The 11,023-nt window shown below is 65.5% G+C and carries 10 protein-coding genes and 1 pseudogene; 3 read left to right on the forward strand and 8 right to left on the reverse strand.

Annotation, left to right across the window (positions count from 1 at the left end):
- Positions 1-19 precede the first annotated feature (19 nt).
- Both ACX12F_RS22125 and ACX12F_RS22130 read left to right on the forward strand, forming a co-directional pair.
- A complete protein-coding gene (locus tag ACX12F_RS22125; RefSeq protein WP_459366473.1) occupies positions 20-856 on the forward strand; it encodes an NmrA family NAD(P)-binding protein in 837 nt (278 codons plus the stop codon).
- Positions 857-873: 17 nt separating this feature from the next.
- The gene (locus ACX12F_RS22130; RefSeq protein WP_459366474.1) at positions 874-1,317 is read left to right on the forward strand and encodes a nuclear transport factor 2 family protein; all 444 of its coding nucleotides are present in this window, start codon (positions 874-876) and stop codon (positions 1,315-1,317) included.
- Positions 1,318-2,228: 911 nt separating this feature from the next.
- On the opposite strand, the gene istB is transcribed toward ACX12F_RS22130, so the two are convergent.
- Positions 2,229-3,038 carry an IS21-like element helper ATPase IstB gene (gene istB, locus ACX12F_RS22135; protein WP_459366475.1) on the reverse strand — a complete coding sequence of 270 codons (810 nt, stop codon included), beginning with the start codon at positions 3,036-3,038 and terminating at the stop codon, positions 2,229-2,231.
- A pseudogene (istA, locus tag ACX12F_RS22140) lies at positions 3,035-4,552 on the reverse strand (IS21 family transposase). The gene istB and the pseudogene istA overlap by 4 nt, the downstream one beginning before the upstream one ends.
- Positions 4,553-4,703: 151 nt before the next feature.
- Between istA and ACX12F_RS22145 the strand changes: the two are divergent.
- Positions 4,704-5,417: a PhzF family protein gene (locus ACX12F_RS22145; RefSeq protein WP_459366476.1), complete on the forward strand. Its 714-nt coding sequence runs from the start codon at positions 4,704-4,706 to the stop codon at positions 5,415-5,417.
- A 90-nt stretch (positions 5,418-5,507) separates the two neighbouring features.
- Here ACX12F_RS22145 and ACX12F_RS22150 read toward each other — a convergent pair whose 3' ends face one another.
- The 6 genes from ACX12F_RS22150 to ACX12F_RS22175 all read right to left on the reverse strand — a co-directional run bounded on the left by ACX12F_RS22150 (position 5,508) and on the right by ACX12F_RS22175 (position 11,016).
- Complete coding sequence (locus tag ACX12F_RS22150; RefSeq protein WP_459366477.1) at positions 5,508-5,756, reverse strand: hypothetical protein; 249 nt, start codon at positions 5,754-5,756, stop codon at positions 5,508-5,510.
- Positions 5,753-7,036: an MCE family protein gene (locus tag ACX12F_RS22155; RefSeq protein WP_459366478.1), complete on the reverse strand. Its 1,284-nt coding sequence runs from the start codon at positions 7,034-7,036 to the stop codon at positions 5,753-5,755. Before ACX12F_RS22155 ends, ACX12F_RS22150 begins: the two co-directional genes overlap by 4 nt.
- Positions 7,037-7,265: 229 nt before the next feature.
- Positions 7,266-7,646 carry a hypothetical protein gene (locus ACX12F_RS22160; protein ID WP_459366479.1) on the reverse strand — a complete coding sequence of 127 codons (381 nt, stop codon included), beginning with the start codon at positions 7,644-7,646 and terminating at the stop codon, positions 7,266-7,268.
- 58 nt (positions 7,647-7,704) lie between these two features.
- Positions 7,705-8,067, reverse strand: coding sequence for a DoxX family protein (locus ACX12F_RS22165; protein WP_459366480.1), 363 nt, complete (start codon positions 8,065-8,067; stop codon positions 7,705-7,707).
- 123 nt (positions 8,068-8,190) lie between these two features.
- Positions 8,191-9,804: a bifunctional 3-(3-hydroxy-phenyl)propionate/3-hydroxycinnamic acid hydroxylase gene (locus ACX12F_RS22170; protein ID WP_459366481.1), complete on the reverse strand. Its 1,614-nt coding sequence runs from the start codon at positions 9,802-9,804 to the stop codon at positions 8,191-8,193.
- Between the two features lie 21 nt (positions 9,805-9,825).
- A complete protein-coding gene (locus ACX12F_RS22175; protein ID WP_459366482.1) occupies positions 9,826-11,016 on the reverse strand; it encodes a cytochrome P450 in 1,191 nt (396 codons plus the stop codon).
- Positions 11,017-11,023 lie beyond the last annotated feature (7 nt).

The raw sequence follows: 11,023 nt of genomic DNA on the forward strand, positions 1-11,023 counted from the left end.
GACGCGGAACAGTGATGGCATGAACGACGCAGTAGCAGTACTGGTCCTCGGCGGCACCGGCCGTACCGGATCACGCATCGCGCAGGCACTAACAGCTCAGGTGGTGCCGGTGCGCACCGCCTCCCGCAGCAGCAGCGAGGTGAGGTTCGACTGGGACGACCCCGGGACCTACGGTACGGCGCTGGACGGCGTCGATCGCGTGTACTTGGTGCCGCCCACCATGCGGGTACGGTTCGCCGACCAGGTGGCCGCGTTCCTCGATGCCGCGGCGGACGCCGGTGTCCGTCACGTCACTCTGCTCAGCGCGCAAGGTGCGGATCGGGCGCCGTCGGTGATCGACCTCGCAGCCGCGGAGAAGCTAGTTACCGAACTCGACGGCGTCAGCCACACCATCCTGCGGCCGGCCTGGGTGATGCAGAACTTCACCGACGAGCACCTGCCCCTGGTCGACGACACACTCTTCGTGCCCAGCGGCGGCGGCGCAGAGGCCTTCGTCGATGCCGAAGACATCGCCGCGGTGGCGGTGCGGACACTGATGGAACCCGCAGCACACGACGGTGCGACCTACGCACTGACCGGCCCCGCCGGACTCACCTTCGCCCAGGTCGCCGAGATCATCGGTGACGTCAGCGACCGGCCGGTCAAGTACGTCGACATCGACCAGCGGGCCTGGATCGACGGCGCCGTGGCGGCCGGCGTGCCCGCCGACTACGCGGTGATGCTGCGGTGGCTCACCGGCACCGTCATCGACGGCCACGGTGCCACGCCCACCGGCGACATCGAACGAGTACTCGGCCGCCCCGCAACCGATTTCGCCACCTTCGCCCGCCGCAACACGGCGGCGTGGACCCTCTGAACCAAGAAAGCTGAACGATGACCAAGTACACCGACGACGCCTCGGCCTTCGGAGCCGACGGACCGTTCTTCCACATCATCCGCACCGGCCTCGCCGGACTGGTCGACGGGGAGGACTACTTCGACCTGCTCGCCGACGACGTCGTCTTCGAGTACGTGATCTCCGTACCCGGCTATCCGCGCCGCGTCGAAGGCCGGGACGCCGTGCTGCAGCTGTACGCCGGCTACGACGACTACATGACCATGCACAGCGCCGACGGGCTGCGCGTGTACCGAGACCCGCAGGCGTCGGTTGTGGTGTTGGAGTACGAGGTGCACGGGCATCCGGTGCACGGCGGAGCCGCTTACGACAACCGTTTCGTATCCATCATCACCGTCGATGGCGGCAAAGTGACGCACTGGCGCGACTACCTTGATCCGATCGCGGTGTTCAATGCGACCGGCTGGCCCACGGTGAGCTGATGCGCCGACGCGTGCACGGCCACGATCTTCGGCAGTACCAAACTCCAACAAGTCGTTAGCCACAACTTAGACGGACCACTAGGCCGCCGATCCTCAGGCCGTCACCGCCCAATGCCGCTGAATCCGGCTGTCGCGATTCTCAGGAAACTGTCATCACGACGACAAAACGAAATGAACACCGTGATCCGGAATTGCAACTCCTGTACGCCACCACTTTTGCAGTTGAGTTGGCGGGTCCGCCAACTTCCGCCATCTCAGAATGCAATCCGCCACGGAGAAATGCACCCTACAGGACCCACTGTAGGTTGCAAGACTCTGTGTCATATCCCGGTGTCCTGACCTGCGTCTTCGCCCGATTGCATCGGGTTTGGCGGACGGGTCTTTGCATTCTGGATGGCGAATCCTAGAACGGTACGGTGGTGCATGAACATCGATACGCGAGCAGATCCTCCGCCGAACTCGCAGGTCATGACCGCAGGAGTCTCCCGGCCCTTCTAATACACTGGTACATAATGATTTTCGACGGCGTTGCCTGACCGACCTTAATAGCCCGATAGCGCGAACTCGACCAGTCCCGGTCACGCTCAAGCCCTGCATCGCCGATCTGGTTGGCGAAGTCGACGCGACTAGAGTCTGCTGAGGCCTTGTTTTTCGGGGTCACCCAGCCGAGGGTCGGATTTGGGGATCGACACACGCTGTCAGTCAGCTAAAGCAGGCTTTCTCGTCGCCCCTCGGATAGCGCCCCGCGGCCTGAGGTCAGTCACCTCATAGCCTGCCACCGCGACCATGGCCAACCGCACCGCGGCCAGAGCGACGGCAGCCATTTGGTACTCACCAAATCCATCTGTCAATGGCCAGGTCGAAGTCCCCGGTGGTGGCCAGGTGAAAGTCCCCGCCCCGTGTGGGGTTTGTTAGGGGTTCTCCTTTCGGTGGTGGGCGGTCTTCATGCGGTAGGAATCGCCGTTGGTGATGACGACGGTGGCGTGGTGCAGGAGCTGGTCGAGGATGCTGACGGCGGTAGTTTGTACGGGTAGGAAACGGCCCCACTGTTCGAAAGGCCAGTGGGATCCGATGGCCAGGGACCGGCGTTCGTAGGCGCCGGCTACGAGCCGGAACAGCAGTTGGGTGCCCGTGTCATCGAGTGGGGCGAAGCCCAGTTCGTCGATGATGACGAGGTCGACCCGCAGCAGGGATTCGATGATCTTGCCGACGGTGTTGTCGGCCAACCCGCGGTAGAGGGTTTCGACCAGGTCGGCGGCGGTGAAGTACCGGACTTTGTGTCCGGCCTCGATGGCTGCTGTTCCCAGTGCGATGAGGGTGTGGCTCTTGCCGGTGCCGGCGGGGCCGATGATTGCCAGGTTCTGCCCGGCTCTAATCCATTCAAGGTTCGCCAGGTAGTCGAATACCTTTGGTGGGATGGATGATTCGGCCACGTTGAACGATTCCAACGTCTTCGGAACGGGAAACGTTGCAGCCTTGAGTCGATTGACGACGTTGGAGGCGTCGCGGGCGGCCAGTTCCGTTTCGACGAGGGTGCGCAGGACTTCTTCGGGGGTCCAGCGTTGGGTTTTGGCGGTGATCAGTACCTCGGGGGCGGTGCGGCGGATCGCGGCCAGTTTCAACCGCCGCAGGCCGGCGTCGAGATCAGCGGTCAGAGGCGGAACTGATGGTGGTGCCACGGGTTTGGCGGCAGTGGCGGTGGCAGGTTCTGTCGTGGTCATGGTGTGGCCTGCCCGTCGATGGCGGGGGTGATTTTGTAGGCGTCCAGGGAACGCGTAGGGGCGACCGGAAGATCCAGGACTAGTGCGTCCCCGGCGGGTCGGGGTTGGGGTGTTCCGGTGCCGGCAGCCAGGATGGAACGCACGTCCGCGGCACGGAATCGGCGAAACGCCACCGCCCGGTGCAGGGCAGCCACCAATGCCTGCTCACCGTGGGCGGCGCCGAGGGCGAGCAGGATCTCCAACTCGCTGGCCAGTCGGGTGTTGCCGATCGCTGCCGCGCCGACCAGGAACGCCTGCGCATCGTCACCCAGTTCGCAGAACTGTTTCTCGACAAGGGTTTTCGGTCTCGGTCCGCGACTGGGTGCGGGTCGTGGTCCGTCATAGTGAGCGTCGAGGATCGACGCGCCGCCGGGGGCGGTGAGTTCGTGTTCGGCCACGATCATCCCGGTGGCCGGCTCGATGAGACACACCCCGCTGTGGTCGACCACGACTGCGACGGTGGTCCCGATCAGCCGGGTGGGCACCGAGTACCGGGCTGAGCCGTACCGAATACAGGACAGGCGGTCGACTTTGCGGAGCACCGATGGTGCGCCGATTTGCAGTCGCAGTGACGGAAGGGGTTGCAGCACGTGCTGTTCGGCGGTCAGGCGGTCGTCGGGGATGGCGCAGATTTCCGAATGCACCGTAGCGTTGACTTCGGCGCACCACGCGGCAGCGGCCGCGTTGGCCGACCGCACATCGATGGCGGTGCTCTCGATTGCGGCCTGAGTCAGCAGCGGGACCGCTAGATCGCGTTGGGCGTAGCCGCATAGGTTCTCCACGATGCCCTTCGATTCGGGATCGGCGGCGTGGCAGAAATCCGGTGCGAACCCGTAATGCGATGCCAGGCGCACGTAATCAGGTGTGGGGACAACGACATTGGCGACCACACCGCCTTTGAGGCAGGCCATCCGATCGGCGAGCACCTTCGCCGGGACGCCGCCGATCGCGGCCAGGGCTTCGGCGATCAACGCCAGCGTGGTCGAGGCCCTCTGGTCGGTGGCGAACCGGACGAACCGCCACCGGGAGAACGCCAGCACTGCGCAGAACAGAAACAATCCTGGTGCTGCTTGGGCCCAGTCGATCACCAGATACTGCCCGGGTGACCACACAGCGGGGCGGCGTCCGCGGTGATTCTGGCTGCGCCAGAACGCTTTTGCATCCGCGACCAGACGCCGGAAGTTGCGGTCAGAACCTTCGTAGCCTGCCGCGACGGCGATCGGCAGCAGCCGCTTGGCCGAGATCCGGCCGTGGGATTTGTCGACGCGTTCAGCGACCAGGTCGGCCACCTCGTCGTAGTTGTGTGGCCGCGGCGCTCGAGCTGCCGGCGCGAGGTCGGCCTGGTCGGCTTCGAACTTATCGACGACGCGTTTGACGGTCTTATGGGTCGTGCCGCATAGGTCAGCGGCGGCTCGGTACGACCCGTGTTGTTGGTAGGCAGAAATGATGTCCATGCGGTCCTTCGCAGACTTCAATGGAACTCCCCGATGGTGATGGCGATTGGTTGGCGCCTTCACCGTCACCATCGGGGCCCGCAGTTCCTGATCGACACGACGAACACGGGGTGGGGACTTTTAACTGGCCACCCGTGGGGACCTCCACTTGGCCACCAGTGGGGACTTTTTCATGGCCACGGACACCCCGACCCCGTCAGCGGTGCGCCAAGGCGCCAACTACCGCGCGCGGATCTTCACGCCGCGCAATGAGTTACCCTTCGCCGGACATCCCACTCTGGGAACTGCGGCAGCCTGGGTGACCCTCCACGACGACCCATCTGCCAGCGTCCTGCAAGAATGCACGCTCGGGCTGATCACGGTCACGCACGAGCGTGACGGCCATTTCGCATTCCAAGCGCCGCCGTTACAACGGTCAGGGCCGCTAGACCCGCAGACTATTGGCGATGTAGCCGCCGCCCTGCGTGTGGACCGTGACGATCTTCTGGATTGCGCCTGGACAGATAACGGTCCCGGCTGGATCGGTGTGCAGCTGCGCGACGCCCCGGCAGTGCTCGCCGTAGACCCTGATTTCAGGCTCATGGCCGCTCACGGGTTGAACATCGGAGTCTGCGGGCTCTACCCCGACACGAGCGCATCGGGCGGCCATCTCGAAGTTCGCGCATTCAGTCCGGCCGATGGCCCCGACGAGGATCCGGTGACCGGAAGCCTCCACGCAGCCCTCGCTCAATGGTTACAACCGAAAGCGGTGCTGCCGTCCAATTACACTGCGAGGCAAGGTCGTGCGATCGGCTTCGACGGCGCCGCCGACGTTCGCACCGATGACGCCGGCACCTGGGTTGGTGGCCAAACACGCATCCTTGTTCGTGGCACCATCTGTATTTAATCCGCGCCGGCAGCGGCTCAGACAGCAGAACACAGATGCGCTCGGCAGCCCAGCAGCGCCGGCCGGCGGCTATCAGTATGGGTCACGTGATCACGGGCAGCAGCAGGTGCGCCGGTAGACGGTGCCAGAGACCACCAGCCCACCGGTGCACATGCCGCACAAGTAGTCGCACGCGGGCGGCAATGTCACCAATGCGTGCACGGCTTCGATCGTTGTCGGCGATGCCGGGTACCTCAGGAGTTCTCTGGGCAGGTTGGGGATGCTCCGGGCCGGAGCGCGTGGAGTTCGGCAGTACTTGCGCGCACCGCCCGTTGTGGGCGGTGCTGCTTTGATGCTCATGGGTTGATCGTGTTCTCCCCGTCTTGACGACCCCAGACGTACTCCGATGCGAACGGCGATCCGAGACCGAAGTGGTTGTACGGCGCGATCGACGCGCCGGTGTCCATCACCATGTAGGGCATCGGGAGGATGTCCTTGGTGACCGTCCAGCAGCCCGGGCGGCCCATCGGACCGCCGGAGGCGTTGACCCGCGGGAGGTTGTCCGGGTACACGTACTGATTGGCCGCACCGACGAGCTCGGTGTGGGCCACCATCGAGTAGCCGTTACCGCCAATAGCCGTGTTCGCGGCGGGCGCACCGGCGGCGAAGCCGCGGAACAGGCAGTCGAGCTCGGGGGCGTACTTGTCCAGCAGGGCCGAGGTCGGCAGCAGGTCCTCGGCGCCGCGGACCAGGTAGGGGCCGCCCCGCTCGAGGATGTCGCCACCGGTGTTGCCGAGGCCGACGGCCGACATCAGCGCCTCGTCGATGGTGCCGCGCTGGTCGTTCAGGGTGCGCTCGGTGGTCACCGCGTTCTTCAGGCCGTCCCACAGATCCGGCGAGGCCTTCGAGTAAACCTCGGACAGATCCGCCAGGGCCTTGGTGTCGTGCCGGATGGTCGGCATCCGCTGGTTCAGGTCGGCCAGGATGACATTGCCATTGACCAGCGACTGCCCGAACTTGTCACCGAGGCCGTCCAGCGCCTGCGCCGCGGCGGTCAGGGTGGCGTTCAGCTTGATCGGATCGACCTGCTCGGAGATCGCCGTGATCGTCTCGAACAAGGTGTTCAGCTCGGTGGTGACGCAGGCCTCGGCCGGCGTCGGCGGCGAGCACTTGGACACGTCGATGGTGTCGCCGCTCTTGATCCGCGCGCTCTCGGGATCCGATGGCGAGGTGAACGAGACGTACTTGCTACCGAAGACCGTGGTGGCCAGCAGCTTCGTGCTGATGTTCTTGGGCAGCAGGGGGAGGTACTTCGGGTCGACATCGAGCTGCAGACGAGCCTTCGTGTCGTCTTCCTTGCCGATGACGTCGATCTGCTTCACCCGGCCGATGGGCACCCCGTTGTAGGTGACCTTCGAACCCGGGTCCATGGACAGTCCGGACCGGGGCGACACCACGTACAGCTTGGCCTTGGTGTCGAAGTAGCCGCGGAACTGGAACCAGACCACCACCAGAACCAGCGCGGAGACGAGCGCCAGGACCACGCCGGCGATCTTGTAGGGCGGGGTGCGGCCCTTGTTGAGCGGCGCGCGGACCTGACCCTCAGCCACGGGTGGCGGGGGTTGCGGGGAACTAGTCATGGCATCGGGATGTCTGGCTCGATTGCGTCCCGCATCGCGGCTGGTCGATCAAATATGGGCACGGACAGGGCGAGCTCCTTTGACCGGGCAACACACACGATCGGCTTTGACGGCGGTGCAACCGTGGCAGCGGTTTAGCCATGCGCCCAGACGTGCGCGAGGTGCGGATTTGCTGAAATAGGCTATTTAGCAAATGTTTTTCCCGGACCTGGTGCATGAGTCGAGTGCCTCAGCGGGCACGAGCAGACTGTATTGCGGCGGCGACTCCGCCGACGGTGAAGACGCCGGCGACGGCGACACCGGCACGGCGCATGCGGTCCGGCACGTCAGCGGTCATCGCGAATGCGGCGGTGTCCCACGTGTCGATGACGACACCGGCGATCAGTAGAGGCAGGACCGCGCGCGGGGCCCACGTCTGCAACGCGACGACACTGCCGCCGACGTAGATCTCGCGGATGCCGAAGGTGCGACTGGCTGCCCGGGTGGTGGGCAGTGCTGCGTCACGACCGGCAAGGGTCGTGTGTGCGCGGGTGGGAGCGATCATGTAGCACACCCCGATCGCGGCACGGGCGACACCGATCAGGGTGGACATGCGGACGGAGTTGATCATCGGGTGCTCCTGGAATGTGTTGTGGTGGAGGAAGTTATCGGGGCGGACATGGCAGCGGTCATGTCCGAGGGGTTGTGTACAGCCACAGGGCGAGGTAACCCGCTGAGGCGGCCAGGAACACGAGCGCGGCGGCGTATTCGTGGGCCGCGTCTTTGGCGCGGCGGTGAAAGGTCACCGCGCCGATCAGCGCAACGGTCATGCCGATTGCCGCGACAAGTCCGGCTGGGCGCCAGAAGGCACCGACGGCCGCGGCCGCCGCGGCGGCCAGTTCGAGCACACCGATCAGCTGGTACCGCGCCCAGGGGATGTCGAAATGCTCTGCGGCGGTTCGCATTTTCATGTTGCCGCTCAACTTCATGGCTGCCGGCACCAGACACAGCAGCGCGTACGCCAGCGACACGGTGATGTAGGTCGTCCTCATCTTTAGCAATGCTCTCCACTCGGTTTGGGTGATTCACCACGATGGCGATGGCCACCTGTGGGTTTGGTTTCGCAAGGTTTCGTGCGCGGGCGACAGCGGAGACCACGCCTCCCGGCGTTTGTCCTAGCCGGCTGGGCGGTCCAGCGTGTGTACCGGCGTGCTTTTCGCGTGCTGGGGCTGAGCGAACATCGGCATGCTGATCTGGTGGCCGGATTGGGTTGCGGCGTAGACGTATCGGTCGGGCCGCACCACGAGATAGTTGACGCCGTGGGCGACCATGGCGTCCCACAGGTGTCCGGTTGGGTCGCCGAGTTCCTCGCCGTCGACCACGGACGTCCCGGGCCGGATCGTCAGGAATCGTGCGCCGAAGCGTTCCCACGCCTGCACTGCGCTTTCGTGCATCGCGTCGCGGGGATCGGCGTCCAGGCCGAGGATCGCCCACCCCTGCCCGAGGGCGTCGTCGATGTACATCGATCCGACACCTGGCAGTGCGACGCGTGCCGGCTTGACGAGATACCCGACCATATCGTTGGCGCGGTGTGCCGGTAGACATCCCGGCCCCAGCGGGGTCGGTGCCCCAATACGGCGCACCAGCGCCGCCATGACCCCGGGGATCCGGGTTGCCGTCCGTAATACCTTGTCGCGCAGCCAAGCAACCGAGGGGCGTTGGGTCATGACGATCTTTCCGAAGGTCACAGCCCGCTGCGTCATGGCGTCGTGGTGGGGTTCGCGTTCGGTCTGATACGTGTCGAGCAGGGCATCGCCGGCCCGGCCACGGACAACGGCGTCGACCTTCCACACCACGTTGGCGGCGTCGCGGAAGGCACCGGAAATGCCCTGGCCCGCAAAGGGAGGCATGACGTGTGCGGCGTCACCGAGAAGGAGCACTCGTCCGACCCGCCACCGCTGGGCCTTGCGTACGTGGAACGTGTAACTCCACGTCCGAGCGATCTCGATATCGTCGGGTGAGACCCCTTCGGCGGCAAGCATGCGCCAAACGTTGTCCTCGCTGAGCATGGCGTCGGCGTCTTCGCCCGGATTGATCCGCCATTCCCACCGGTAGTAACCACCCGGGCAGGGGCATCTGACACCCGGACGTTCCGGGGAGCATACGAAGTCGAAGTGCGGTGGACGGTGCAGGGGGCGTTTGACGCGCGCTTGCACATCCATCCACTGTTCGGCATACGAGGTGCCCGCGAAGGGGATATCGAGCTGCTTGCGCAACGGGCTGCTGCCACCGTCGCAGGCCAGGACGTAACGCCCGCTGACCCGCACTGCTTGTTCTTGTTCGTCGGTCAATTCCAACGTCACGGCGTGCTCGCCCTGCCCGACCAAGGAGGCGGTCCACCCGGCCCGGACCTGCACACAGGGGAAACGCCTGAGGCCCTCGCGCAAGGCGTGTTCGAGAGCGGGTTGATGGAAGAAATTGGCCAGCGAGTACCCGGTGTAGGCCGTCGGCGCAGACGGGGTGGACAGGAAGGGCTTTCCGTCCGCGCCCACGAACCGCGCCGTGATGCCGAGGTGCATGTGTTCAGTGACCTCGTCGAACAGGCCGAGTCCCCGAATCACGCGCAAGGCTTCGTCGTCGAGAGCGATGGCGCGCTGACGTTCGAAGATCCCCAAGTCGCGCTCGACGACGAGGGTGCGGAGACCGAGCGCGCCGGCGGCGTTGGCTGCCGCGGCTCCGGCGGGACCGAGACCGACGATGATGACGTCATAGACCTCTGCCTCAGGCATGAGCGTTGTCCTTTGCGAGATTCAGGCCGCGATGAGCCGGATGGGTAGTTGGTCGTGACGGTGGATGATGTTGTTGATCCCCCACGTCGGTTCGGCGACGATCTCGATGCGCTCGACGCGCTCGATCAGCGCCGTGAGCATCGCCGTGGTCTCCAGGCGGGCCAGCCCTTGGCCGGCGCACGCGTGGGTGCCGCTGCCGAACCCGACATGGCGTCCGGCGTCGTTGCGGATGTCGAAGACGTCGGGGGCATCCCACTCGCGCTCGTCACGGTTGGCCGAGGCATAGAGCACCAACACCCGGGCGCCCGCCGGAAGGGCGACGTCGGCCATCACGGTCGCCCGGGCGGTCCTGCGGGTGAACGCACGCAGTGGTGATTCGTAGCGCACCACTTCGTTGATGGCGTTGGGGATGAGCGAGGGATTGTCCTTGAGCAGCTGCCATTGTTCGGGGTGGGTGCCGAACAAGTACAGCGCACTGGTGATCGCGCTGATCGTCGTGTCGAGCGATGGGGCGATGTAATCGATCAACAGCGGCGGCACCTCAGCGGCGGCGAGGTGGCCCTCGTCGACGGCGGTGAGTAGCTCGTGGGCCATGCTGCCGGGAAGCACGTTGCGTTCACGTACGACGCGGCGGGCGAAACGCAGCATCTGCAGGCTGCGTGGCACCGCCCGCAACGCCTGTAGGTTCGGTGGCCCGAGGATGTCGAATGTGGCTGCGGCCCAATCGAGCAAGTAGTCGCGCTGGTCGCGCGGCCACCCCACCAGATCGGGTACGACAGCCAATGGCAGGGCTGTGGCCAGGTCGGCGACGGCATCCACCGTCTGCCGGCTCACCGCGGCCTCGACGATGGCGCGTGCTTGGGCGTCGACGTCCTCGCCCAGGGTGCGCAGCGCCCGCGGCATCAGCCGGTGGGCAACGAGTTTGCGGCGACGGTCATGGTCGGCGCCATCGCTGTTGAGCGTGGTGCCGCGGGACAGTCGGTTGGTCAGCGGGTTGGCGGCGACGCCGTGCCCGGAGAGGAACAGACCATCATCGCGCAGGGTGGCTTTGCATTCGGCAAAGCGTGGCAGGGCGTAGAGACGCTGGCGGGCCAGCCACACCACCGGTCCCAGGTCGCGCATCGCACGGTAGTGCGGGTAGGGGTCGAGAATGGCTGATCGAGAGTAGATGTCGGGGCGGTACACCGGCACAGCCGAGGGTCGACGAAGCACGCGGATG

It is taken from the genome of Mycolicibacterium sp. HS_4_1, from assembly GCF_054515875.1.

What these genes read in the sequence shown, in the direction of transcription:
- ACX12F_RS22125 (WP_459366473.1), top strand. Translation starts at nt 20, where the DNA reads ATGAACGACGCAGTAGCAGTACTGGTCCTCGGCGGCACCGGCCGTACC.
- ACX12F_RS22130 (WP_459366474.1), top strand. Translation starts at nt 874, where the DNA reads ATGACCAAGTACACCGACGACGCCTCGGCCTTCGGAGCCGACGGACCG.
- istB (WP_459366475.1), bottom strand. Translation starts at nt 3,038, where the DNA reads ATGACCACGACAGAACCTGCCACCGCCACTGCCGCCAAACCCGTGGCA.
- ACX12F_RS22145 (WP_459366476.1), top strand. Translation starts at nt 4,704, where the DNA reads ATGGCCACGGACACCCCGACCCCGTCAGCGGTGCGCCAAGGCGCCAAC.
- ACX12F_RS22150 (WP_459366477.1), bottom strand. Translation starts at nt 5,756, where the DNA reads ATGAGCATCAAAGCAGCACCGCCCACAACGGGCGGTGCGCGCAAGTAC.
- ACX12F_RS22155 (WP_459366478.1), bottom strand. Translation starts at nt 7,036, where the DNA reads ATGACTAGTTCCCCGCAACCCCCGCCACCCGTGGCTGAGGGTCAGGTC.
- ACX12F_RS22160 (WP_459366479.1), bottom strand. Translation starts at nt 7,646, where the DNA reads ATGATCAACTCCGTCCGCATGTCCACCCTGATCGGTGTCGCCCGTGCC.
- ACX12F_RS22165 (WP_459366480.1), bottom strand. Translation starts at nt 8,067, where the DNA reads ATGAGGACGACCTACATCACCGTGTCGCTGGCGTACGCGCTGCTGTGT.
- ACX12F_RS22170 (WP_459366481.1), bottom strand. Translation starts at nt 9,804, where the DNA reads ATGCCTGAGGCAGAGGTCTATGACGTCATCATCGTCGGTCTCGGTCCC.